Raw genomic sequence first — 23,794 nt, 5'->3', positions numbered from 1 at the left:
GCGCTTGTATTTCTTTACAAGGCGTCTTCCGTCGTCACACCGTGCGGCTGCGCGCCAGCGGCGGGTTCTTCGCGAAGTAGCGTGTGATGCCGCGCATGAGCGCGTCGGCCAGTTGGTTCTGATATACCGAAGAACGCAGCTTGGCCTCTTCATCCGGGTTGCTGATGAAGGCGGTTTCGACCAGCACGCTGGGAATGTCGGGCGCTTTGAGCACCGCGAACCCGGCCTGTTCGACGCGCGGCTTGTGCAGCTTGGCAAAGCCGCCGATCTCGCCGAGCAGCACGTTGCCGAGCTTCAGGCTGTCGTTGATCTGCGCGGTGGTGCTCATGTCCAGCAAGGCCTTTTGCACGTGCTGATCTTGCGAGGTCACGTTCATCCCTCCGATCAGATCGGACTCGTTTTCCTTGTTCGCCAACCAGCGCGCGGCAGAACTCGAAGCCCCGCGTTCGCTGAGCGCAAACACGCTCGCGCCCTTGGCTGCGGGCGTGGTGAAGGCGTCGGCATGAATGCTCACGAACAGGTCGGCCTGCACGCGACGCGCCTTTTCCACGCGGGTGCCGAGCGGCACGAAGAAGTCGGCATCGCGCGTCAGAAACGCACGCATGGGATTGCCGCCGATGGTGGTCGAATTGATGCGGTCGCGCAGCAGGTGTGCGATGCGCAGCACCACGTCTTTTTCGCGCGTGCCGTTCGGGCCGATGGCGCCGGGGTCTTCACCGCCATGACCGGGATCGAGCGCCACGATGATCAGCCGGTCGGTCGCCCGCGCAACGGCGGGTGCCGATGGTGCTCTGGCCGGGGCTGGAGCGGGCGCAGGTGGGCGAGCAGGAGGCGGTGCCGGAACGGGCGCAGGGGGTGGTGGCGCAGCGGCAACCACGACCGGCGCGGGCGCTGGTGTGGGGGCTACGGTCACGGGTGGCAGTGGTGCTGGCGGCGGTGCAATCGCCACCGTCGGCCTGTCCTGCAAAGGCTTCTCGCTGCGCTGTGCGATCAGGTCGCCCAGCGGGTCATGCGGCGCGTTCGCTGGCTTGTCGATGGGCGCGGGTGCTTGCGCCACCGTGGCCTTGGGGTCGTTCAGCCGTTCGGCGATCAGTGCTTCGAGCGGATCGCGTTCCTGCGCGGGATACAGGTCGAACACTAGCCGGTGCTTGTACGCGGCCACGGGCGACAGCGTGAACACCTGCGGGCGCGCAGCATGCTTCAAGTCCATCACCATGCGGACCACGCCGGGCGAGTTCTGGCCCACGCGGATGCCCGCGATGTTCGGATCGTCGGCGCGCACCTTGGCGACCAATTCCTTGAGCTGCGGATTCAGGTCGATGCCTTCGATGTCGACGGCAAGGCGCGGCGGCGTTTCGACGAAGGTGTGCTTGGTGACCAGTTTCGTGTCGGACTCGATGGCCACGCGCGAATAGTCCTGCGCGGGCCAGACGCGCACGGCCACGATGGACGCGCCGCGCGCGATCTGTTGCGTGCCAAGCAGCAGCACGAGAGTGCCCGCCTTGAGCAGTGCTCGGCGGGAAGAAGTGGAAGCCTTGTCGGTGGGCGACTCGTCGTTCACGAGAAGTCCTTTATGTGTGGCACTTAGCGGTGATGTCATGCGAGTGTGAGTCTCGACTTTTTCATACGTTCAAACCCTTGAGTAGTGTTTTGCCGGAAAAAGTTCGCGCCTCAAGCGTAACGCGTCGTTTCTCATCGTCCAATGCTTCAATGTAAATAGCTATATCAGCAGTCGGGGTAAGAGAACCAGCCTTTTCCGGCCATTCCGCGATCTTCAATCCGGGGCTCGCGAAGATGTCGCGAAAGCCCGCATCCTCCAGTTCACGCGGATCGTTGAAGCGATAGAAGTCGAAATGCCAGATGTCGAGACCGTTGGCCTGATGCGGTTCGACGACCGCGTAGGTCGGGCTTTTGATACGACCTGTTACTCCAAGGGCGCGCAAAAGATGGCGCACAAAGGTGGTCTTGCCCGCGCCGAGGTCGCCATGCAGCGTGATGAAGGCATTGCGCGTTTCGGGCAAGGCGGCGAGTTGGCGAGCGAAAACATCGGTGTCTTCCTCGCTGGTCCATTGCATTTGAAGGCGCTCCGACGCATCCAGCGGGCTTTTTTCCGCTGGAGGGGGGGCACTTGTTTCTACAATTTGCGGGTGATGTGGTGCAGCAGTCAACTCGTTCCTCAAATTCAGCTCTGGGCTCGCGAACTGGGATTTTCCCAAATTGGCGTGGCCGGAGTGGATTTGTCGTCTTCTGAAGCAGGTTTGTTGCGCTGGCTGGAAAGCGGCTTTCATGGCGAGATGCACTACATGCAGTCGCATGGCCTCAAGCGCGCACGGCCTGCCGAGCTGGTTCCGGGCACGGTGAGCGTGATCACCGCACGCATGGATTACCTGCCCGATTCCGTTCCCGAAGGCTGGCAAGCGATTGAATTCGAGCGCCTGTCACGCCCGCAGGAAGGCATCGTTTCGATGTACGCGCGTGGCCGGGACTATCACAAGGTGCTGCGTGCGCGCCTGCAAAAACTCTCGGACCGGATCGCGCAGGAGGTCGGTCCGATGGGGCACCGCGTGTTCACCGACTCCGCTCCCGTGCTCGAATGCGAACTGGCCAGCCGCAGCGGCCAGGGCTGGCGCGGCAAGCACACGCTGGTGCTCAACCGCGAGGCCGGGTCGATGTTTTTTCTGGGCGAGATCTATGTCGATCTGGCGCTCGAACCCACCGAGCCGACCACCGCGCACTGTGGCAGTTGCACGGCCTGCATGACGGCCTGCCCGACGCAGGCCATCGTGGGCGAGCGAACCGTCGATGCGCGGCGCTGCATCTCCTACCTGACCATCGAGCACGCGGGTGCCATTCCCGAAGCGCTGCGCCCGCTGATGGCCAATCGCATCTACGGCTGTGATGACTGCCAACTGGCATGTCCATGGAACAAGTTCGCGCAGCGCAGTTCGCTGCCGGATTTCGACGTGCGACCGGGGCTCGAAGGCAACTCATTGGTGCGCTTGTTCGCATGGGACGAAGCTGAGTTTCTGCGCCGCACCGAAGGCAGCCCGATCCGCCGCATCGGCCATGAACGCTGGTTGCGCAACATTGCGGTGGCGATGGGGAATGCGCTGGCGATGGGCGAGGACGCTGACAGCCGCGCAGCCCTGCAAGCACGCGCCGATCACGCGAGTGACATCGTGCGCGAGCATGTGGCGTGGGCGCTGGCGCAAGGGGTTGCTGCTCACTGAAGCAAGCTCAGAGCAAACGGCAGGCTGAGCACACCGAGCATGGTCGAGAGCGTCACCAGTCCTGCGACGTAAGGGCCGTTGTAGCCCATGCGGGCGGCGAGCACGAAGGCCGATGGTGCGGTGGGCGATGCGGAGAGCAGGATCAGCACGATGGTCTGCGCCTGATCGAGCCGGAAGGCGCGCGCCAGAAAGAACGCGATGATGGGCTGGATCAGGTGGCGGATGGAGAGGATCGAGACCGTGAGTGCCTTGTTGCGCTGGAGTTCGCCGAGTTGAAGACCCGCGCCTGCGGCCATCAGGCCCAGTGCGAGCGAGGCTGATCCGATGCGGGTGAAGATGGGCTCGACCAGTTTGGGAATGGACAGGCCCATGAAGTTGCAGGCGAGGCCGGCAATCGTTGCGACGATCAGCGGGTTGCGCACCAGCTCACCCACGAAACCGCGATGGGAGCCGCGCGACATGGGCCAGACGGCGGCGATGTTGAACAGTGGCACGCAGATGCCGATCACCACGGCCATCATGAGTTGCCCTTGCGCGCCGATGATGCGCTCGGACAGTGCGAGCATGATGTAGGAGTTGAAGCGAAATCCGATCTGGGCGGCGGCTGCGTGGTCGCGCCGGTCCAGATGTTTGCCGAGCACCGGCACCCAGGGCAGGCAGTACGACATGGCGATGGCGAGCGCGCCCAAGGTGACCGCAGCGCCGATCAGGCTTGATGCCTCTTGGATGTGGATGGGGCTTTTGAGGATCGACTGGAACAGCAGCGTGGGGAACAGCAGGTAGTACACCAGCAGCTCCACCGACTGCCACACCGAGCGGTTGAGCAGGGTGTACCTGCAGATCAGGTAGCCAAGCAGGATCAGCGAAAAATCGGGCAGCAGCAGTTGGGCGTAGTTCACGGCATGCAGCATAGCCGCTGATGTTGTGCGCTATCAATATCCGAAACTCATTCCGAAAATCTCTCGGGAAATCCCCAAGGATTCGGCCCCAAAAAGGCAACCCCGTTGTGCGCTGCAGCGATTAGCATTCCCTTTCAATTCCATGTTTCGAATGTGAGGAGTTTCTTATATGCAACGCCGACACTTGATGGCTCTGGCTCTCACAATGGCCGCAGGCACATCATTCGCTGACGGATATCCCAGCAAACCCATTCGCCTGGTGGTTCCGTTCGCTCCCGGAGGAACAACCGACATCATCGGTCGCGTGATCTCGGACCCGCTCGGCAAGGTGCTGGGCCAGCCCGTGGTGGTGGACAACAAGGGCGGCGGTGGTGGCCTGATCGGTGCGACTGAAACCGCGCGCGCCGCACCCGATGGCTACTCGCTCGGCGTGGCAACGGTGTCGACGACGGCGGCCAATCCCGCGATCAACACCAAGACGCCTTACAACCCGATCACGGATTTCACGCCGATCATCAACATCGCGGCGACGCCCAACATCATTGCGGTGAACCCGAATTTCCCGGCCAAGGATTACGCGGGCTTCATTGCCGAGATCAAGAAGAACCCCGGCAAGTATTCCTACGGTTCGTCCGGCACGGGCGGCATCGGCCACATGCTGATGGAGCTGTACAAGAGCCTGACGGGCACGTTCATCACGCACATTCCGTATCGCGGCGCGGGTCCGGCGCTCAACGACGTGGTGGCGGGTCAGGTGCCGATCATGTTCGACAATCTGCCGTCCGCGCTGCCGTTCATCAAGGCCGGCAAGCTGGTGCCCATCGTGGTGTCCGCGCCCCAGCGCCTGAAGGAACTGCCGAATGTGCCGACCTTCAAGGAAGTGGGGCTGGAGCCGGTGAACCGCTTGGCCTACTACGGCTTGCTCGGCCCCAAGGGCATGCCCAAGGATATCGTCGACAAGCTGAACGAAGCCACGCGCAAGTCGCTGGAAGATCCGGCCGTGCGCAAGCGCATCGAGGACACCGGCTCGATCATCGTGGCCAACACGCCGGACCAGTTCGCGCAGCAGATCAAGGCCGAGTTCGACGTCTACAAGGACGTGGTGAAGAAGCAGAAGCTGACGCTCGATTGAGCGCCGGTTTCAGGCCTGTTTGAACCCGACGCCACCTCGCCGCAGGTGGCGTTTTTACGTGCTATGTTCGCTTGATGTCGGAAAGCCAGATTGCAATAGACGAGTTCATGGATGCCCTCTGGCTGGAGGACGGCCTGGCTCGCAACACGCTGGACGCGTATCGCCGCGACCTCACGAAATTCGCCGATTGGCTGATCACGCAGAAGCCTTCTGTGGAGCTCAATCAGGTGCTCGAAGAGCATCTGCAAGGCTACTTCGCGGCGCGGCATGCCGAGACGCGGGCCACCTCAGCCAACCGGCGGCTCACGGTGCTGCGGCGCTACTTTCACTGGGCGCTGCGCGAAAAGCGCATCACCGCCGACCCCACGGTCCGCATGCAGGCAGCCAAGCAGGCGCTGCGCGTGCCCAAGACGCTCACGCAGCAGCAGGTGGAAGCGTTGCTCAAGGCGCCCGATGTCGATTCGATGCTCGGCCTGCGCGACCGCACGATGCTGGAGGTGATGTACGCGAGCGGCCTGCGCGTGAGCGAACTGGTCACGCTCAAGACCTTCCACCTCGGACTGCGCGAAGGCGTGCTTCGTGTCATGGGCAAGGGCGGCAAGGAGCGGTTGGTGCCGTTCGGCGAAGAGGCCATGCGCTGGCTGGGGCGCTATCTGGCAGAGAGCCGTGGCGCGATTCTGGGCGGCCAACAGACCGATGATCTGTTCGTCACCCAGCGCGGTGCGGGCATGACGCGCGTGATGTTCTGGGTGATCGTCAAGAAATACGCGCTGATCGCGGGCATCACCTCGCCGCTGTCGCCGCACACCTTGCGTCATGCGTTCGCGACGCATCTGCTCAACCACGGCGCGGACCTGCGCGTGGTGCAGTTGCTGCTCGGCCATGCGGATATTTCAACAACGACCATCTACACCCATGTCGCGCGCGAACGGCTGAAGGCGCTGCATGCGCAGCACCATCCGCGCGGATAGCTGAAGACCTAAATAACGAATTTCAAACGGAGACGAAAAATGAAACTCAACAAAAAATGGCTCGTTGCACTGGCGCTGGGCGCGTCCGCAGGCATGGCCCTCGCGCAGGCGTGGCCTAGTGCCAAGCCGATCCGACTGATCGTCGGCTATCCACCGGGTGGCGGCATCGACTTCACCGCGCGCACGGTGCAGATGCCACTGCAGGAAGCCATTGGCCAGCAGATCGTGCTCGACTACAAACCCGGCGCGGGCGGCACGATTGCCGCGACCGAGCTGACCCGCGCAGCGCCGGACGGCTACACGCTGCTGCTCGCCAACACCGGCCCGTTCGCGATTGCGCCGTATCTGCAGAAGAAGATGCCGTACGACCCGCTCAAGCAGTTCAGCTACATCGGGCAGATCAGCCAGGGCAGCTATGTGGCGGTGACGCGCCCCGATCATCCCGCGCGCGACATGAAGGAGTGGGTGAGCTGGGCCAAGGCGCATGCAGGGCAGGCCAATTTCGCTTCGGGTGGGGCGGGCACGTCCACGCATCTGAATGGCGAACTCATGAATCAGGTCACCGGCCTGAACGTGACGCATGTGCCCTACAAGGGCAGCGCTCCGGCGATTCAGGAGCTGATCGGCGGGCAGACGCAGTTGCTGATCGATGCGGGCTCGGTGCTGATTCCGCAGATCAAGGGTGGCAAGCTCAAGGCGCTGGCCGTCACCGGGCCGCAGCGCGATCCGCAATTGCCGGATGTGCCGACTTTGCGCGAACTGGGGCTCAAGAACATGGAGTCGGTGGGCTTCCAAGGGCTGGTCGCGCCTGCGGGGCTGTCGCCTGAAATCACCAAGAAGATCTCGGACGCGCTCGCCAAGGTGCTGGCGCAGCCCGATCTGCAGGCCAGGTTCGCGGCTTCGGGCTCGCAGGTGCATCCACTGGGGCCTACCGAGTTTGCGGATTTCGTGAAGCGCGACAACGCCAAGTGGTCCGCACTGATTCGCGAGCGCAAGCTGGAACTGGATTGATGAGGTGAAATGCGGCGGGGTGGCCTGATCAGGCCATCTCGGCCCATTCTTCGGCCTGGCCGCGTGCATCGACCAATTGTTTTTGCGTCACGCGCAGGCCGGAAGCGGAGTTGAGCATGTCGGCCATTTCACCAAGTTCCGAGGCTTGCGTGAGCCTCAGCAGCGCACCCAGATAGCCCTCTTGTCGAAGCACCGCATCCTGCACGCTTTGCGGCATGTGGAGCAGGTCCACGATGGCCGCGAGCGGGATGTCCAGCAATTCCTGGAGTTGCGAGATGGTGCCCACGAGAAACGCATGGTCGCTCACCGATTGCGGAAGCTGCTGGGTTTGTGCGATCAATTCCATGAAGCGTCCGTAACGCACGGCATTGCGCGCGGCGGGCGGCGTGGCATCGCTGGTCACGCGGAAGTTCTGCAGCAGGCTGGCCCAGCAGGTGAGGCGGTTGCTGCCCAGCAGACGAATCACATGCTCGATGGATTGCAGTCCGTCCTCCGGGCACAGGCCGGAGGTGACGGCCAGACGCAGCAGGTTGAAGCTCAGCACGGCGTCGCGCTTGACCAGCGCTTCGATGTCCTGCGAGCTGGCCTGATTGCGCAGCAATTGCAGCAGATGCGTCACGGCGTTGGCCGTGGGGAACAGCAGCTTAGCTTCGACCAATTGCGGGCGCGACAGCCAATAGCCCTGAAACAGCTTCACGCCCAGGTTGCTCAAGAGCTCCAGCTGGGTGGCGGTTTCGATCTTTTCTGCGATGAGCTGGGCCTTGGTCTGGCGCGCCGCGTATTTGGTGAGCACGGTGACCTGATCGGCTGGTAGCACCGAAAGATCCAGCTTGATGAAATCGGCCAGCGGCAGCCACGGGGAGTAGGTCGACTCCAGCACCGTGTGGCTGAACGCAAGGCGAAAGCCGCGATCATGCAGCGTCTGCAGCGTGGGCAGGCGCGTCTTGACTTCTTCCGCAGCAGTGTGGCCGAGCGGCGGGACTTCGAGGATCACCTTGTCCGGATTGAGCAGCGAGAGATGCCCCTCGACCAGACTCTCGTGCGTGCAGTTCACGAAGATGAGGGTGTCGCCCAGCAACTCATCCACCCCGGCATGCGACAGCGCGGTCAGGGCCAGCAGCATGTCGCTGGCGGCGGTATGGGCTGAATGATTGCGAGAACGATTGAAAAGCTCGTGCCCGATAACCCGTCCCTCTACATTCACGATAGCCTGACGTGCGATCAAAGCGCCAGCGGATGGACTGCTTTGAGTGACGTTGGGCGGGGAGGTCGGGGCTGTGTACATGCTGGACAAAGTCAGATGCAGACCACTTTAAGCGAAGGATCCGTCGGCATCCGGGCGAAGCAATCTATTGTTAAATCAACTCAAATTGTAGGAACGATTGATTTGATTGTCGCTGATAACGCGCCGGGCGGTTTGGCGATATTTATCAACAACTTTCCAGCGATTGACGTGTGTCAATACGCAATCACGGATTCAGCCATAGCAATTCTTCGTCCGTAAAACCCGCTTTGCGGCGTGCAGCCTCATTCAGCGGTGGTTTGGGACGGGGTGCTTCGTACTGGGCCGTCAACGCCACGAAGTGGGCATGGGGTTCAAGGCTGTCACGGTTGCACAACCAACGATACCAATGGTTACCAATCGCGACGTGGCCAATTTCTTCGTTGAGGATGATGTCGAGGATGTCCACGGCGGCCAGCGCGTCCGAAGCGCCGATGTTCCGCAGTTTTTTCTGAATCAGCGGTGTGGCATCCAAACCACGCGCCTCGAGCGTCCGTGGCACCAGCGCCATGCGCGCGACGATGTCGCCTGCCGTTTTTTCGCACATCGTCCAGAGACCCTGATGCGCTGGGAAGTCGCCGTAGTCGCGCCCCATGGTGCGCAGGTGGTCGCGCAGCAAGCGAAAGTGCTTGGCTTCCTCGCCAGCGACTTGCAGCCAGTCCCGATAGAACGGCTCGGGCATGTCGGGAAATCGCCAGATCGCGTCGAGCGCCAGATTGATGGCGTTGAATTCAATGTGAGCGATCGCATGCATCAGCACCGCCCGGCCCTCGGGCGTGGCCGGGGAGCGGCGGGCGACCTCGGTGTGGCGCAGCAGCGGGGGCTTTTCGGGGTGGCCGGGCAGCTCGATGCCTGCGGGCACGACAAGCGCTGCGGCCGCGTCTATTGAAAATTGCGCAGAGTGCGCATACATATCCAGCGCAGCGGCGGATTTCTCTTCGGGGTCCGTGATGCACAAGACCTGCAATGCTCGTTGGCGTAACTCCATCCCTACAATTCTAGGTTTTCCCTCACGGTTTTCGCGAGATATACAAAGGAGACAAGCACCATGGCAGTTTATGAATTGGATGGAGTGGCGCCGATCGTGCCGGATTCGGCATGGATTGCCGACAGCGCGCAGGTGCTGGGCGATGTGGTGCTGGGCGAAGATGCGAGCGTGTGGTTCGGCACCGTGGTGCGTGGCGACACGGACAAGATCACCATCGGCGCAGGCACCAATATCCAGGACGCCAGCGTGCTGCATGCCGATCGCGGCGTGCCGCTGGTGATCGGTGCGAACGTGACGGTGGGCCATCAGGTCATGCTGCATGGCTGCACGATTGGCGACGAGACGCTGATCGGCATTGGCGCGGTGGTGCTCAACAACGCGAAGATCGGCAAGAACTGCCTGGTCGGCGCGGGATCGCTGGTGACCGAAGGAAAGGAATTTCCCGATGGCTCGATGATCCTGGGCAGCCCCGCCAAGGTGGTCAAGCAGCTCTCGCCCGAGCAGATCGAGGGGTTGCGCCGCAGCGCGCGACATTACGTGGAAAACGCGCACCGCTTCAAGAAGGGGTTGCGCAAGATTGGTTGATGCATGCATGGGGCATGGCTCTTTGCGGTCGTGCCTCAATGGTGTTTTGAAAGCTTTCAGTGTCGGAATTACACAAGTTTCTTTTTGATGGGCTGCCAGTGCGCGGCATGATCGTGCGGCTCACCGATGCGTGGACCGAAATCCTGCGTCGTCGCGCGGCCAACTCCGAAACCGGCAACTACATGCCCGCCGTGCGCGAGCTGCTCGGCGAGATGGCGGCTGCCGGCGTGCTCATGCAATCCAACATCAAGTTCAACGGCGCGCTGGTGTTTCAGATTCAGGGCGATGGCCCGGTGAAGCTGTCGGTGGTCGAGGTGCAGTCCGACCTGAGCCTGCGCGCGACCGCGACCATCCCCGGCGACCTGACCGAAGACATGACGAGTCTGTCCTCGCTGGTCAACGTGAACGGCAATGGCCGCTGCGCGATCACGCTCGATCCCCAGAAACGCATGCCGGGTCAGCGTCCGTATCAAGGCATTGTTCCGCTCAACGGCGAGAACGGCCAGAAGCTCGAAAAGCTGAGCGACGTGCTGCAGCAATACATGCGCAACTCCGAGCAGCTCGACACCACGTTGGTGCTGGCCGCCAATGACGAGGTGGCGGCAGGCCTGCTGATCCAGCGCATGCCGGTGAAGGGCGAGGCCAACCTGGATGCAGCGAAGAATCTGGAGTCCGACGGCGACCAGATGGATGCGAACGAGGATTACAACCGCATCTCCACGCTGGCTGCCAGCCTGACGCGGGACGAACTGCTGACGCTGGATGTCGACACCATCCTGCGCCGCCTGTTCTGGGAAGAAAAGCTGCTGCGTTTCGTGCCGCAGCAGGGTGTGGACGGCCCCCGCTTTGCGTGCTCGTGCAGCCGCGATCGCGTGAGCGCGATGCTCAAGGGCTTGGGCGAGGAAGAAGTGCAGGACATCGTCGACGAGCGTGGTTCGGTCGAGGTTGGCTGCGAGTTCTGCGGCCAGCAGTATCGCTACGACGCGGTGGATGCCAAGCAGTTGTTCACCGAGCCGGAAAAGCAACCGCCGGGTTCACGCAACATTCAGTGATCATCTGAAAGCCAAAAGCCGCTGAATCAGCGGCTTTTTCACGTCTGCGTCAGTGCTTGTTTCAGGCGGGCAACAGGCCGGTGAACAGCCGGTGCTCGCACTCGGGATCACTGCATTTCTCGCAGTTCCAGCTGCGCATGCGCGGGTTGATCGGCTTGGCGATGTCGCTCACCACAAAGCAAGCGCGCTCGCTCGACGGCAGTATGGCCTTGGCCGTGAGCGCAATGGCATTGGTGGTGTTGCGGATGCGCTCTTCGCTCGTCGCGCCATACAGCACTTGAAAGCTCACACCTGCGCTGATCAGCGCGTTGCGCAGTTGGAGTTCGCCAGCGTTGGCATTTTGTGCCGCGCCGGAAGGCACCAGCAAGCTGAGGTGCGGGCGTGTGCCACTGGTTTGCAGTTCCGAGGTGAGCCATGTCTGCATGGCTTCAAGGCAGTCGGCGTGCGGGAGGTCGTGTGCCGTGATGTGCAGGCGCTCGGTCCAGCCGGGTTGCGTGAGTGCGTGGGCTTGAATGTCGCGAGCAAGGGTCTGGGCATCCACGCCCCAGAAGGCGATGTGCAGGATCTTGCGCAGAGCGGGACGCGAAGGGGATGGCGTGGGCTCAGCGCTTGGGAGCGACGTGGACATAGATTTCGTTGGGCTTGACCATGCCAAGTTCGCTGCGGGCCTTTTCCTCGACCATGTCCATGCCGTCCTTCAGGTCGGAGACTTCGGCCAGGAGGCGTTCGTTCTCGGTGCGGGCCTTGTCGTTGGCCGCTTTCTGTTCCGTGATGTTCTGGCGCATGGTGGCCACATGCTCGATGCTGCCGCGACCGCTGAGCAATTGCGTCAGCACCAGCAAGAGCAGCAGCAGAAGAATCAGCGGAACGATGCGTGTGCTCATGGACTGAGGGTGTGCAGCAGGGAAGGCAAGACCTTGGGTGAAGCGGATGGTACACGCTGTCCGTTGCTACAGAACCACGGCGCCCACCATCAAGCCGTAACCCGGAAGGATAACTGGCTTGTGGCGCGCCGTGTGCTCATGTGGTCAACGCGTTGTTACAACGTGTTGATGACCTAGGGAATCTCGGCACGAATCGATCGACAAGCGGCCAGAAGCAGATCGGGATGGGATTCAAGGCGAAAACCGCAGGGATAGCCGTAGCTATCCCGAGGATTTTCAACGCCGAAGACCGCCCGAGGCTGCACTGGCACGCGTCGATTCCATTCGTGCAGAGGTTCCCTGATTGCCTCGCGATCAGCGCAGGTTGTAGAACGCTGTGCGGCCTGGGTAGACGGCGATGTCGCCCAGATCTTCCTCGATGCGCAGCAGTTGGTTGTACTTGGCCATGCGGTCGGAGCGCGACAGCGAACCGGTCTTGATCTGGCCTGCGTTGGTGCCCACGGCGATGTCGGCGATGGTCGAATCTTCGGTTTCGCCCGAACGATGCGAGATCACGGCGGTGTAGCCTGCGCGCTTGGCCATTTCGATGGCTTCGAACGTTTCGGTCAGTGTGCCGATCTGGTTGATCTTGATGAGGATGGAGTTGGCGATCTTCTTGTCGATGCCTTCCTTCAGGATCTTGGTGTTGGTCACGAACAGGTCGTCACCCACCAGTTGCACCTTGGCGCCCAGACGCTCGGTCAGGTGCTTCCAGCCATCCCAGTCGCCTTCGGCCATGCCGTCTTCGATGGAGATGATCGGATACTTGTCGACCCAGGTGGCCAGCATGTCGGTCCATTGCTCGGCAGTCAGTTGCAGGCCGCCTTCGCCTTCGAGCACGTACTTGCCGTCCTTGTAGAACTCGCTGGCTGCACAGTCCAGACCCAGAACGATCTGCTCACCGGCGGTGTAGCCAGCGTTTTCGATGGCTTGCAGGATCAGCTGGATCGCAGCTTCGTGATTTTCCACGGAAGGAGCGAAACCGCCTTCGTCGCCCACGGCGGTGGACATGCCCTTGTCGTGAATGATCTTCTTCAGAGCGTGGAACACTTCAGCGCCCCAACGCACGGCTTCGCGGAACGAAGGTGCGCCGACGGGGATGATCATGAACTCTTGCAGGTCGAGCGTGTTGTTGGCGTGTGCGCCGCCGTTGATCACGTTCATCATCGGCACGGGCAGTTGCGTAGCGCCCATGCCGCCAAGGTAGCGGTACAGCGGCAGGCCGGATTCTTCGGCAGCGGCGCGGGCCACGGCCATCGAAACCGCCAGCATGGCGTTGGCGCCCAGGCGACCCTTGTTGTCGGTGCCGTCGAGGTCGATCAGGGTCTTGTCGAGGAAGGCTTGCTCGGAAGCGTCCAGGCCCAGCACGGCTTCGGAGATTTCGGTGTTGATGTGCTCGACCGCCTTGAGCACGCCCTTGCCGAGGTAACGGTTCTTGTCGCCGTCACGCAGTTCGATGGCTTCGCGCGAGCCAGTGGATGCGCCCGACGGCACAGCCGCACGGCCCATCACGCCGGATTCCAGCAACACGTCGCATTCAACGGTGGGATTGCCGCGGCTGTCCAGCACTTCGCGGCCTACGATGTCAACAATGGCGCTCATGAAAGTTCCTAAGGGAAGAGTTTAAAAACCGGTTGTTTCGTCGAGAAGCGTCTTCAAGGAGCAAATCCCGGCGTGGAAAAAAGTGATGAATTCTTGCAGCAAATGGGCAGGCATGAAGCACTGTGACAGGTAAATCAGACTAGACGCCTTCAACACAAATCAGTTGCATGATCGCTGCACCAACTCGTGCGGCGCGGGCCTTGCCGTACTCAGGCGAATCATAAAACGCCTTGGCTGCATCAAAACTCGCAAACTTGAGAACAACGACACGCTCGGGCGCCCAATCGCCTTCCATCACCTTCACCTGACCACCGCGAACGCAGACTTCCGCGTTGTGCGCTTGCATGGCTGCGGTGGACCATTTCTTGTATTCCTCGTACTGGACGGGGTTGGTGATCTGGACGGTGGCGATGACGTATCCACTTGGCATGTCGTTGTCTCTTGCTTTGTTGTGAATGGCGAAGCTCAAGTCCCTAACACGTTGGTGCGAGTGCCGCGATCACGGCTCGAAGTGGTTCTCCAGAAAGCCGTTGCGCTTGGTGATGTCATCCAGCGCAACCAGTGTTTCCAGCAGCGCCTTCATGTGCTTGAGCGGCACGGCGTTGGGGCCATCCGACAGCGCGTTGCATGGATCAGGGTGGGTTTCCATGAACACGCCAGCGACGCCCACGGCGATCGCCGCGCGCGAGAGAACGGGAACCATCTCGCGCATGCCGCCGCTCGATGTGCCGTTGCCGCCGGGCAATTGCACGCTGTGCGTGGCGTCGTACACGACCGGCGCACCGGTCTCGCGCATGATGGACAGCGAGCGCATGTCGCTCACCAGATTGTTGTAGCCGAAGCTCGCACCGCGTTCGCAGGCCATGAAGCTGTCTTCGGGCAGACCGACTTCCTTGGCGGCCGCGCGTGCCTTGTCGATGACGTTCTTCATGTCATGCGGCGCAAGGAACTGGCCCTTCTTGATGTTCACCGGCTTGCCGGACTGGGCCACCGCGCGGATGAAATCGGTCTGGCGGCACAGGAACGCAGGCGTTTGCAGCACGTCCACGATCTTGGAGACCGTGGGGATTTCTTCCGTGGTGTGCACGTCGGTGAGGATGGGAACATTCAGTTCCTTCTTCACCTTCGCCAGAATCTCCAGACCCTTTTCCATGCCCGGGCCGCGAAAGCTCGCGCCGGAGGATCGGTTGGCCTTGTCGTAGCTGCTCTTGAAAATGAAGTGGATGCCCAGCGACGCGGTGATTTCCTTGAGCTGACCGGCCACATCCATCTGCAGCTGTTCAGACTCAACCACGCACGGGCCTGAAATCAGGAAAAAACGTTTGTCGAGGCCGATGTCAAAGCCGCAGAGTTTCATGATGTGACCTGTCTTTCTCAGTGGTGCTTCTCGATGGTGCTTATTTCGCGCCCTTGTGCTGGGCAACGGCTGCCTTCACGAAGGCGTTGAACAGCGGGTGGCCATTCCACGGCGTGGACTTGAATTCCGGGTGGAACTGCACGCCGATGAACCAGGGGTGAACCGTGTTCGGCAGCTCGACGATTTCGGTCAGGTGCTCGCGCTGCGTGAGTGCGGAAATCACCAAGCCTGCATCGCGCAGCTTGTCCAGATATTGCGTGTTGGCTTCGTAGCGGTGGCGATGACGCTCGGTCACCACGTCGCCGTAGATGCTGTGCGCCAGCGTGCCGGGCTGCACGTCGGACGACTGTGCGCCCAGACGCATCGTGCCGCCGAGGTCGGAGTTCTCGTCACGCGTCTTGATCGTGCCGTCCTCGTCCTTCCACTCGGTGATCAGCGCGATCACAGGGTTCTTGGCATGCGGATCGAACTCGGTGGAGTTCGCGCCTTCGAGGCCCGCCACATGGCGTGCGTATTCGATGGTCGCCACTTGCATGCCGAGGCAGATGCCGAGATACGGCACCTTGTTCTCGCGAGCGAACCTGGCGGTCGAGATCTTGCCTTCCACGCCGCGCGAGCCGAAGCCGCCGGGCACCAGAATCGCGTCGTACTTGGACAGCTGTTCCTTGGCGTTCTTGTCGTCGACGGTTTCCGAATCGACGTGCGTGATCTTCACGCGCACATGGTTCTGCATGCCGGCGGCGCGCAGCGCTTCATTGACCGACTTGTAGGCGTCGGACAGCTCGACATACTTGCCGACCATCGCGACCTTGACTTCGCCTTGCGGATGCTCGGTCTCGTAGACCAGATCGTCCCAGCGCTTGAGGCTGGCGGGCGGCGTGTTCAGGCGCAGCTTGTCGCAGATGAGGCCGTCCAGACCCTGCTCGTGCAGCATGCGGGGCACCTTGTAGATGGTATCCACGTCCCACATGGAGATCACGCCCCATTCGGCCACATTGGTGAACAGCGAAATCTTTTCGCGTTCCTCATCGGGCACGGCATGCTTGGCACGGCACAGCAGCGCATCGGGCTGGATGCCGATTTCGCGCAGCTTCTGCACGGTGTGCTGGGTCGGCTTGGTCTTGAGCTCGCCTGCTGCCTCGATGTAAGGCAGGTAGGTGAGGTGAACAAAAGCGGAGTTGTTCGGGCCGAGCTTCAGGGAGAGCTGACGAACGGCTTCAAGGAACGGCAGGGATTCGATGTCACCCACGGTGCCGCCGATTTCGCAGATCGCGACATCGACTGCGTCGTCGGTGCCGATGCCCGCGCCGCGCTTGACGTATTCCTGAATCTCGTTGGTGATGTGGGGAATGACCTGAACGGTCTTGCCCAGATAGTCACCGCGACGTTCCTTCTCCAGCACCGTCTGATAGATACGGCCGGTGGTGAAGTTGTTCGATTGCTTCATGCGGGTTTCGATGAAGCGCTCGTAGTGTCCGAGGTCGAGGTCGGTCTCGGCTCCGTCATCGGTGACGAAGACTTCACCGTGCTGGAACGGCGACATCGTGCCGGGGTCCACGTTGATGTACGGGTCCAGCTTGATGAGAGTGACTTTGAGGCCGCGCGATTCGAGGATCGCGGCGAGGGAGGCTGAGGCGATTCCCTTACCAAGGGAAGACACCACACCGCCTGTGACGAAGACAAACTTGGTCATGTCTTGGATGGTGGTGGGAAATTGCGATTATACGGGTCGGCCCGAATGGTCTGCTGATGTCTGATAAATTCCCCGTCATGACACAGCTTGCTGGAAAACACATCGTTCTGGGCCTCAGTGGCGGGGTGGCTTGTTACAAGTCCGCCGAGCTTTGCCGCCTGTTCATCAAGGCGGGGGCGACGGTACAGGTCGTCATGACCGAAGCCGCGGAGCAATTCATCACCCCGGTCACCATGCAGGCTTTGAGCGGGCGCGCGGTCTACGGCTCCCAATGGGACGCCCGTGAGCCCAACAACATGCCGCACATCAACCTGAGCCGCGAGGCCGATGTGGTGCTGATCGCGCCGTGCAGCGCGGATTTCATTGCCCGGCTGGCGCAGGGGCGTTCGGACGAACTGCTGAGCCTGCTGTGCCTGGCGCGCCCGATCGAGCGCGTGCCGCTCTTGCTGGCGCCTGCCATGAACCGCGAGATGTGGCTGCATCCTGCCACCCAGCGCAACATGGCGCAGGTGGCGAGCGACGGTGCGGTGATTCTGGGCGTGGGCAACGGGCCGCAAGCCTGTGGCGAGACCGGCGACGGTCGCATGCTTGAACCGGCACAGATTTTCGAAGACCTGACGGCCTATCTGTCGCCCAAGAAGCTGGTCGGACACCACGTGCTGGTGACGGCCGGACCGACGTTCGAGGCGATTGATCCGGTGCGCGGCATCACCAATCTGTCGAGCGGCAAGATGGGCTTTGCCATTGCCCGCGCGGCGCGCGATGCCGGTGCCAAGGTCACGTTGATCGCCGGTCCCGTGCATCTGCCCACGCCGCGTGGCGTGCAGCGCGTGGATGTGAAGTCGGCGCAGCAGATGTTCGACGCGGCCACCTTGTTCGCCAATGAGGCATCGATCTTCATCGCCACGGCGGCGGTGGCCGATTGGCGTCCGGCGCATGCGAGCGAACAGAAGATCAAGAAGGACGGCTCGGGCGATGTGCCTGCGCTGGCGTTTGTCGAGAACCCCGACATTCTGGCGAGCATTGCGCATTCCAAGCGTGCCGAGTCGGGTGAGCTGTATTGCGTGGGTTTTGCGGCCGAGAGCGAAAACCTGCTCGCCCATGCCAGCGCCAAGCGCGCGCGCAAGGGCGTGCCGCTGTTGGTGGGCAATATCGGCCCGGCCACGTTCGGACAGGACGACAATGCGCTGATTCTGATCGACGCCCAGGGGCATCGCGAGATTCCGCGCGCGTCCAAGCAGGTGCTGGCCGACGAACTGGTCGCGGAAATCGCCCAGCGCGTGGCCGTCAAGAACTGACACAGGAGCACTCCCATGCGCAATCTCCCCGGATCGGGCAACGGTCATCTGGCGGACACGCCACGCAACGGAGATTTCGCGCGCTATGTGGAGGATCTGGTCGCCCAGCAGGCCAAGGCGCTTGCGGGCGGCCAGCAGATGACGCCTGTGCCCAAACAGCAGCCCAAGCCATCCGCGCAGCCGACGCGTGCGCAGGCGCGTGCTGCAGAACTGCGTCAACCGCCTGTCGGAACACCGCAGAACGTCAAGACGGCGGCACGCACCGTTGCGCTGGACTCGTGGGAAGACCTGCAGGGAAAGCTCAAGGATGGCGCGCCGCCCATGCCGGGCAAGGGTTTCAAGATACCGCCGTTCCTGATCTTCATGGTGGTGATCGTGGTGCTGGGTGCCACATCCCAGTTTGGCATCGATGTGACGTGGCCGGTCTTTATACTCTTCTGGCTGTATGTCCTGTCGCGCATGGTGCGCTCAGTGCTAGGCGCATTCCGTGGCGGCAAGCCCGGACAGCCGCCGCAACGAAAGTGATTCAAGTGAAGATTGATGTGAAAGTTCTCGATTCGCGCATGGCGGATCAATTGCCTGCCTACGCCACCGCCGGAAGCGCGGGGCTGGACCTGCGGGCCTGTATCGACGAGCCGCTGGAGCTCAAGCCCAACGCCTGGCAACTGGTGCCCACCGGCATCGCCATCCACCTGAAGGACCCCGCCTACGCCGCGCTGATCCTGCCTCGCTCGGGTCTGGGCCACAAGCATGGCATTGTGCTGGGCAATCTGGTGGGGTTGATCGACAGCGACTACCAGGGCCAGCTCATGGTCAGCGCGTGGAATCGCAGCGATGTGGCCTTCACGCTGCAGCCGATGGAGCGTCTGGCGCAACTCGTGATCGTGCCGGTCATGCAGGCGCAGTTCAATGTGGTCTCCGAATTTGACTCGACCAGCGAGCGCGGCGAAGGCGGTTACGGCTCCACCGGCAAGCAGTGATCGGCGGCTGCGACTGAGCAGCGACTGTTTCTGCTCGGTAAAGTCCGGTCCTGCCTACAGGCGGAGCCGCTTTGTCGGTCGATACTTGGGCGCATGAGAAGCCAACGGAATCACCGTGATGAACGTTGTAGCGATGTTCTGAACGTGATTTCGACGGAGCTTTGAGGCTCCCATGGAAAGGAAGAAAAAATGCGTAGCCCATTTTCGCGAATCGGCACCTGGGTTGGCGTGGTGACCATGGCCAGTCTGCTGTCGGCCTGTGTCGTCCAGCGCCCTTATGGGTACGGCCAGCCTCAGCAGCAGCCCTACCCACAACAGCAATATCCGCAACAGCAATACCCACAGCAGACGCAGCAACCGGCCTATGGCTATGAGCAGCAGCCTGCTCAAGGCGTCATGGAATACGGTGTCGTGAGTCAGATCGAGACCATTCCTCGCACGGTCCAGCGTGGCAGCACCTCGGGTGTGGGTGCCATCATCGGTGCGGTGATCGGCGGTGTGGTCGGCAACCAGATCGGCGGAGGCATGGGCCGTGCGGCCATGACGGCTGCTGGCGCGCTCGGCGGTGCGGCGGCTGGCAATGCCATCGAGGGTCAGACGGCTCCGCGTGGCGAAATCGGCGGTGGCTATCGCTTGTTCATTCAACTCGATCGCAGCGGTGGCCAGCGCGTTTTTGACGTGCCGGATACCGGCGATCTGCGTCCCGGCGACCGGGTCCGCGTGGTGAACGGACAGATTTCGCGTTATTGATCGCGTCAGTCGAACGAAAAAAAGCCCGGGGCGATGCATTCGCCTCGGGCTTTTGATGTTCGGGATGCCGTTGTTTCAGTGCAGCGTGTCGTTGCCGGGTGCGGTGGGCGGCTGAATGCGGAAGAAGCCCGTGCCCGCCGTGCCGCGTCCGATTTCCTCTTCGGTGGCTTCGCGCACGGACTCCACCTTGATCTTCAGGCGCAGAGCGATGCCCGCGAGCGGGTGATTGCCGTCCAGCACCACATGTTCGGGGTAGAGCTGGGCGACGGTGTAGAGCGCGTCCTTGGGCATGTCGGGCGTGAGGCCATTGGGCAGGGCATGGCCGTCAAAGGTCATTCCTTCCTCGATATCCTCGGGGAATGCCTGACGCGGCTCCAGAAAGATGAGCTTGTCGATATAGTCGCCAAAGGCTTCTTCGGGTTCGAGGTGCAGCGAAATTTCGTCGCCGACCTTGTGACCCTGCAGAGCTTCCTCGATGCGCTTGAGCAGATCGTCACCGCCCACGAGGAATTCGACGGGTTCGTCCAGGATGTCCAGCTCGTCGCCAAGCGTATCCTTCAAGACCCAGGTCAGTGCGACAACACATTGTTGAGTGATTTCCATAGGAGAATTGTCGCAGTTCATTCCGACGGCCGCCAACGCGGCCTTTTTCACGCCATGGATGCACAGAAAATTACCCCATTGCTCGGTGGCATGTCGCCAGCCGAATTCATGCGCAAGCACTGGCACAAGAAGCCGCTGCTCGTGCGCCAGGCCATTCCCGGCTTCGAGGCCCCGATCCCGCGCGAGGAGCTGTTCGAGCTTGCCGCCGAGGAGGGCGTCGAGTCGCGCCTGATCCAGCAAAAGAAAAAGGGCTGGTCCATGGACCACGGCCCCTTCGATCCGGACAGCCTGCCGTCGACCAAGACCCGCGACTGGACGCTGCTGGTGCAAGGCGTGGACCTGCACAACGCCTCCGCGCGTGCGCTGCTCGATCAGTTCCGCTTCGTGCCCGAGGCGCGTCTCGATGATCTGATGATCAGCTATGCGACCAACGGCGGCGGTGTCGGTCCGCATTTCGACAGCTACGACGTGTTCCTGCTGCAGGCCCACGGCAAGCGCCGCTGGCGCATTGGCCGTCAACGCGACATGACGCTGGTCGAAGGCATGCCTGTCAAGATTCTGGCGAACTTCGAGCCCGAAGAGGAATATGTGCTGGAGCCAGGCGACATGCTGTATCTGCCGCCACGCTGGGCGCATGACGGCATTGCCGAGGGCGAGTGCATGACGTACTCCATCGGTTTCCGTTCGCCACAGCGCGATGAGCTGGCGCGCGAGACGCTGCTGCGCATTGCGGACGCTTTGGGTGATTCGGACGGCTCGCCCATTTACCGCGATCCCAAGCAGGAAGCGGTCGAAGCGCCGGGGCAGGTTCCCGCCGAGCTGCAGGCATTTGCCCGCGAAGGCGTGATGCGTGCTCTGGCGCAGTCGGGCATCGTCGAGCGCGCATTGGGCGAGGCGCTGACCGAGCCCAAGGGCAATGTCTGGTTCGATCCGCCACAGGAAGAACTTGACTTGCAGGTGACGGGCGTCGATCTGGATCGCCGCACGCGCATGATGTATGACGATGCACATATCTACATCAACGGCGAGAGCTACCGCGCCTCGGGCCGCGACGCCAAGCTGATGCACAAGCTGGCCGATCAGCGTGGCCTGACCGCCAAGCAATTGGCCGGAGCAAGCGAAGCGGCGATCTCGTTGCTTGAAAACTGGTTTGACGACGGCTGGGTGCGCGAGGCATCTGTCATCTGACAGTTGGCAGAAGTCCCATCGACATGAGCACCGACATGAATGCTGCAACACCGCCTCAGGCGCCGCTCGGGCGCTTCGATGGGCGCGTGCAGTTTGACGAGTGGGTGCGCCTTTCGCTGCGCGCGGCGGCCGCCGAAGGCTGGCGTGAGCTGATGCTGTGCGATGCCGACTTTCACGGCTGGCCGCTCGGTGATCGCGAGATGCTGGAGACGCTCAACCAATGGGCAGGTGGCTCGCGTGCCGGTGGTGCGCGCAAATGCATAGTGCTTTGTGCCAACTTCGAGCAGGTGCGGCTGCGATTTCCGCGTTTCGTGCAATGGCGCACGCGCTGGGAGCATCTGCTCGATTGCCGCCAGATCGCCGTGCGCAATGCAGCCGATGTGCCCAGCGTGCTCTGGTCGCAGCGCTGGATGATGCAGCGCGTGGATGTGGAGCGCAGTCGCGGCATTGCCAGCTCCGACGTTCAGTTCTGCGTTGAATGGCGCGAGAAACTCGGCGAATGGATTACCTCGCGCAGCCGCCCCGGGTTTCCTGCGACGATATTAGGGTTGTGACAAAAAAGTCACACCAATGTAAACACTGATGTTTCTGTTGGTGAAAGCCACTATAGACGCAAATAAATCCTATAATACGAAGCTGTACTCAAAATTTGGGGCGCGAGTTGGATTGAGCGCTCCAAACGGCCTAGCGTACCGCTTGCCAAAAGATGGACGTAACGGCTTTTTATTTTTTTGAATTGTCTGTCCAAATAGGAAATTGAAATGAAGAATTCCGTCGTTCTGGCCGCTCTGGTTGCTGCTGTTGCCCTGTCCGCTTGCGGCAAGAAGGAAGAAGCTGCTGCTCCTGCCCCAGCTCCAGTTGAAGCTCCTGCTGCTGCTCCAGCCGCTGACCAAGCTGCCGCTGCTGCCAGCGAAGCCGCTGCTGCTGCCACTCAAGCTGCTTCCTCCGCTGTGGACGCCGCCTCCGCTGCCGCTTCGGCAACTGTGGACGCTGCTGCCGCTGGCGCCAACGCTGCTGTTGACGCTGCCAAGGCTGCTGCTGATGCCGCTGCTGCAGCTGCTGCTTCCGCTACCAAGTAATCAGCGACTGACCGGATACTGATCGGCCGGATTCATTCCGGCAGTTCACTCCAAGTATCACAAAGCCCCGCGCCGCAAGGTTCGGGGCTTTTGTCGTTGTGGGTGGTGATTATTGAATGTGACTTTTTGTTATTGCATTTATGAAAATGCAAAATCCCCGACATATATCGGTCGATTATCAATGTGAGGTTCGGGGGATTGTGCGTGCTGCGCTGCACACTTTTTGAGAGATCAAACTCATCGTTTATGCGATGAGTGACTGCTTATAGTCGTAATTGAAAAACCAAATTAGTAACAGGGGATTTACAGGTAATCCGGCCGGCAATACCTGATTGGCTCACTGGGTGACTCAGCCCACCTGAATCCATGGAGAGCCACCGCGCTGTTGGGCGACATCGATGTCGTCATGGCTCCAGTCCAGCGCTTCGGCAAGCGCCACTCGCGCCAAATCGGGACGATTGTTTTCTGCGCTCAAATGCGCGGCAACAACGCGTTGCAGTTGCGAGTGGTTCACTGCGCGCAGCAATTCTGCGGTTTGCGCGTTGGCCAGATGACCATTGGCTCCGGCGATCCGGCGCTTGAGAAAGACTGGGTAGCGGCCATTCTTGAGCATCTCGGCGTCGTGATTGGCCTCGATCAGCATGGCGTGGCAGCCTGCAATGTACGGAATGACGGAGGGGCTTGCGTGGCCGAGATCGGTCAGCACGGCGATGTGATGGGCTCCATCGCTGCAGCGCAGGTGCAATGGTTCGCGCGCGTCATGCGGCACAGAGAACGGCAGGGCCTCGAATGCACCGCCCATGTCTATGGCTTCGTTGTGGTGGGCGATACGCAGCAGGCCGTGCAGTTCGGGCTCGCCTATGGCGGTGTACGTGCCGTGGCTCATCCAGACGGGAATGCCATGGCGCAGAGCCAATGTGGCCATGCAGCCCACATGGTCGGAATGTTCGTGCGTGATGAAGATCGCGTCGATCTGCGCGATGGCGTTGCCTGCTTCACCCAGGCGCTGGGCGATGGTGCGAATGCCCAGGCCGCAATCGACCAGCAGACGACGGGTCGTCGTGCCGCTGCGGCCTTCGATGAGGGTGGTGTTTCCGGAGCTGCCGCTGCCAAGGCTTTTGAAGCGGAGCATGAGCGCAGAAAAAGAAGAGGGGAGAAGCGAGAAAGAGTG

Annotated in this window: 26 protein-coding genes; 13 read left to right on the top strand and 13 right to left on the bottom strand. The window is 61.6% G+C overall.

Annotation, left to right across the window (positions count from 1 at the left end; genetic code table 11):
* Positions 1-34: 34 nt before the first annotated feature.
* Together G7048_RS04935 and tsaE are read right to left on the bottom strand one after the other, a co-directional pair.
* Positions 35-1,561, bottom strand: coding sequence for an N-acetylmuramoyl-L-alanine amidase (locus tag G7048_RS04935; protein ID WP_240933171.1), 1,527 nt, complete (start codon positions 1,559-1,561; stop codon positions 35-37).
* A gap of 61 nt (positions 1,562-1,622) precedes the next feature.
* Positions 1,623-2,168, bottom strand: a complete 546-nt coding sequence (gene tsaE, locus G7048_RS04930) for a tRNA (adenosine(37)-N6)-threonylcarbamoyltransferase complex ATPase subunit type 1 TsaE (protein WP_166067071.1) — start codon at positions 2,166-2,168, stop codon at positions 1,623-1,625.
* On the opposite strand from tsaE, the gene queG reads away from it, so the two are divergent.
* Positions 2,151-3,230, top strand: a complete 1,080-nt coding sequence (gene queG, locus G7048_RS04925; protein WP_205750334.1) for a tRNA epoxyqueuosine(34) reductase QueG — start codon at positions 2,151-2,153, stop codon at positions 3,228-3,230. The two genes, tsaE and queG, sit on opposite strands and share 18 nt — an antisense overlap.
* Here the strand turns inward: queG and G7048_RS04920 are convergent.
* Positions 3,224-4,141 carry an AEC family transporter gene (locus G7048_RS04920; protein WP_166067070.1) on the bottom strand — a complete coding sequence of 306 codons (918 nt, stop codon included), beginning with the start codon at positions 4,139-4,141 and terminating at the stop codon, positions 3,224-3,226. The genes queG and G7048_RS04920 overlap by 7 nt on opposite strands.
* A 157-nt stretch (positions 4,142-4,298) precedes the next feature.
* On the opposite strand from G7048_RS04920, the gene G7048_RS04915 reads away from it, so the two are divergent.
* The 3 genes from G7048_RS04915 to G7048_RS04905 all read left to right on the top strand — a co-directional run bounded on the left by G7048_RS04915 (position 4,299) and on the right by G7048_RS04905 (position 7,243).
* Positions 4,299-5,261, top strand: a complete 963-nt coding sequence (locus tag G7048_RS04915) for a tripartite tricarboxylate transporter substrate binding protein BugE (RefSeq protein ID WP_166067069.1) — start codon at positions 4,299-4,301, stop codon at positions 5,259-5,261.
* Between the two features lie 74 nt (positions 5,262-5,335).
* On the top strand, positions 5,336-6,232 hold the full coding sequence (gene xerD, locus G7048_RS04910; protein ID WP_371747640.1) for a site-specific tyrosine recombinase XerD: 897 nt from the start codon (positions 5,336-5,338) through the stop codon (positions 6,230-6,232).
* A gap of 39 nt (positions 6,233-6,271) precedes the next feature.
* On the top strand, positions 6,272-7,243 hold the full coding sequence (locus G7048_RS04905) for a tripartite tricarboxylate transporter substrate binding protein (RefSeq protein WP_166067067.1): 972 nt from the start codon (positions 6,272-6,274) through the stop codon (positions 7,241-7,243).
* 28 nt (positions 7,244-7,271) lie between these two features.
* On the opposite strand, the gene G7048_RS04900 is transcribed toward G7048_RS04905, so the two are convergent.
* On the bottom strand, positions 7,272-8,366 hold the full coding sequence (locus G7048_RS04900) for an EAL and HDOD domain-containing protein (protein WP_371747639.1): 1,095 nt from the start codon (positions 8,364-8,366) through the stop codon (positions 7,272-7,274).
* A gap of 346 nt (positions 8,367-8,712) precedes the next feature.
* Positions 8,713-9,513: a ferritin-like domain-containing protein gene (locus G7048_RS04895; RefSeq protein WP_166067064.1), complete on the bottom strand. Its 801-nt coding sequence runs from the start codon at positions 9,511-9,513 to the stop codon at positions 8,713-8,715.
* 60 nt (positions 9,514-9,573) lie between these two features.
* Between G7048_RS04895 and G7048_RS04890 the strand changes: the two genes are divergently transcribed.
* Positions 9,574-10,098 (top strand): gamma carbonic anhydrase family protein, encoded by a 525-nt coding sequence (locus G7048_RS04890; protein ID WP_166067063.1) that lies wholly within the window; start codon positions 9,574-9,576, stop codon positions 10,096-10,098.
* Between the two features lie 59 nt (positions 10,099-10,157).
* A complete protein-coding gene (locus tag G7048_RS04885; protein WP_166067062.1) occupies positions 10,158-11,150 on the top strand; it encodes an Hsp33 family molecular chaperone HslO in 993 nt (330 codons plus the stop codon).
* Between the two features lie 61 nt (positions 11,151-11,211).
* Here the strand turns inward: G7048_RS04885 and G7048_RS04880 are convergent, their stop codons facing one another.
* The 6 genes from G7048_RS04880 to G7048_RS04855 all read right to left on the bottom strand — a co-directional run bounded on the left by G7048_RS04880 (position 11,212) and on the right by G7048_RS04855 (position 16,725).
* Positions 11,212-11,778, bottom strand: a complete 567-nt coding sequence (locus tag G7048_RS04880; RefSeq protein ID WP_166067061.1) for a hypothetical protein — start codon at positions 11,776-11,778, stop codon at positions 11,212-11,214.
* The gene (locus tag G7048_RS04875; RefSeq protein ID WP_166067060.1) at positions 11,753-12,034 is read right to left on the bottom strand and encodes a septum formation initiator family protein; all 282 of its coding nucleotides are present in this window, start codon (positions 12,032-12,034) and stop codon (positions 11,753-11,755) included. Before G7048_RS04875 ends, G7048_RS04880 begins: the two co-directional genes overlap by 26 nt.
* Positions 12,035-12,388: 354 nt before the next feature.
* The gene (eno, locus tag G7048_RS04870; protein WP_166067059.1) at positions 12,389-13,675 is read right to left on the bottom strand and encodes a phosphopyruvate hydratase; all 1,287 of its coding nucleotides are present in this window, start codon (positions 13,673-13,675) and stop codon (positions 12,389-12,391) included.
* Positions 13,676-13,814: 139 nt separating this feature from the next.
* Positions 13,815-14,105, bottom strand: coding sequence for a DUF1330 domain-containing protein (locus G7048_RS04865; RefSeq protein WP_166070798.1), 291 nt, complete (start codon positions 14,103-14,105; stop codon positions 13,815-13,817).
* A 69-nt stretch (positions 14,106-14,174) separates the two neighbouring features.
* Positions 14,175-15,032 carry a 3-deoxy-8-phosphooctulonate synthase gene (gene kdsA / locus G7048_RS04860; protein ID WP_166067058.1) on the bottom strand — a complete coding sequence of 286 codons (858 nt, stop codon included), beginning with the start codon at positions 15,030-15,032 and terminating at the stop codon, positions 14,175-14,177.
* A gap of 40 nt (positions 15,033-15,072) precedes the next feature.
* Positions 15,073-16,725 carry a CTP synthase gene (locus tag G7048_RS04855; RefSeq protein ID WP_166067057.1) on the bottom strand — a complete coding sequence of 551 codons (1,653 nt, stop codon included), beginning with the start codon at positions 16,723-16,725 and terminating at the stop codon, positions 15,073-15,075.
* 77 nt (positions 16,726-16,802) lie between these two features.
* On the opposite strand from G7048_RS04855, the gene coaBC reads away from it, so the two are divergent.
* The 4 genes from coaBC (at position 16,803) to G7048_RS04835 (ending at position 19,753) form a co-directional block, all read left to right on the top strand.
* Entirely contained in the window at positions 16,803-18,023 is a 1,221-nt protein-coding gene (gene coaBC, locus G7048_RS04850) for a bifunctional phosphopantothenoylcysteine decarboxylase/phosphopantothenate--cysteine ligase CoaBC (RefSeq protein WP_166070797.1), read from the top strand.
* Positions 18,024-18,038: 15 nt separating this feature from the next.
* The gene (locus G7048_RS04845) at positions 18,039-18,548 is read left to right on the top strand and encodes a hypothetical protein (protein WP_166067056.1); all 510 of its coding nucleotides are present in this window, start codon (positions 18,039-18,041) and stop codon (positions 18,546-18,548) included.
* A 5-nt stretch (positions 18,549-18,553) separates the two neighbouring features.
* Positions 18,554-19,003, top strand: coding sequence for a dUTP diphosphatase (gene dut / locus G7048_RS04840; RefSeq protein ID WP_166067055.1), 450 nt, complete (start codon positions 18,554-18,556; stop codon positions 19,001-19,003).
* Positions 19,004-19,192: 189 nt separating this feature from the next.
* Positions 19,193-19,753, top strand: coding sequence for a glycine zipper 2TM domain-containing protein (locus tag G7048_RS04835; RefSeq protein ID WP_240933170.1), 561 nt, complete (start codon positions 19,193-19,195; stop codon positions 19,751-19,753).
* A gap of 75 nt (positions 19,754-19,828) precedes the next feature.
* Here G7048_RS04835 and G7048_RS04830 read toward each other — a convergent pair whose 3' ends face one another.
* Complete coding sequence (locus G7048_RS04830) at positions 19,829-20,356, bottom strand: peptidylprolyl isomerase (protein ID WP_166067054.1); 528 nt, start codon at positions 20,354-20,356, stop codon at positions 19,829-19,831.
* A 54-nt stretch (positions 20,357-20,410) separates the two neighbouring features.
* Here G7048_RS04830 and G7048_RS04825 point away from each other — a divergent pair, with 54 nt between their 5' ends.
* From G7048_RS04825 to G7048_RS04815, 3 genes are all read left to right on the top strand, one after another.
* Positions 20,411-21,544: a JmjC domain-containing protein gene (locus G7048_RS04825; RefSeq protein ID WP_166067053.1), complete on the top strand. Its 1,134-nt coding sequence runs from the start codon at positions 20,411-20,413 to the stop codon at positions 21,542-21,544.
* Between the two features lie 23 nt (positions 21,545-21,567).
* Positions 21,568-22,098: a hypothetical protein gene (locus G7048_RS04820; protein ID WP_166067052.1), complete on the top strand. Its 531-nt coding sequence runs from the start codon at positions 21,568-21,570 to the stop codon at positions 22,096-22,098.
* Positions 22,099-22,305: 207 nt separating this feature from the next.
* Positions 22,306-22,623: a hypothetical protein gene (locus G7048_RS04815; RefSeq protein WP_166067051.1), complete on the top strand. Its 318-nt coding sequence runs from the start codon at positions 22,306-22,308 to the stop codon at positions 22,621-22,623.
* 349 nt (positions 22,624-22,972) lie between these two features.
* Here G7048_RS04815 and G7048_RS04810 read toward each other — a convergent pair whose 3' ends face one another.
* The gene (locus G7048_RS04810) at positions 22,973-23,755 is read right to left on the bottom strand and encodes an MBL fold metallo-hydrolase (RefSeq protein WP_166067050.1); all 783 of its coding nucleotides are present in this window, start codon (positions 23,753-23,755) and stop codon (positions 22,973-22,975) included.
* Positions 23,756-23,794: the final 39 nt, after the last annotated feature.

Source organism: Diaphorobacter sp. HDW4B (genome assembly GCF_011305535.1).
Classification (GTDB): Bacteria; Pseudomonadota; Gammaproteobacteria; order Burkholderiales; family Burkholderiaceae_C; genus Diaphorobacter_A.
Note: the sequence above shows the minus strand (reverse complement) of the source record. Positions and strands in the feature narration are given on the sequence as shown.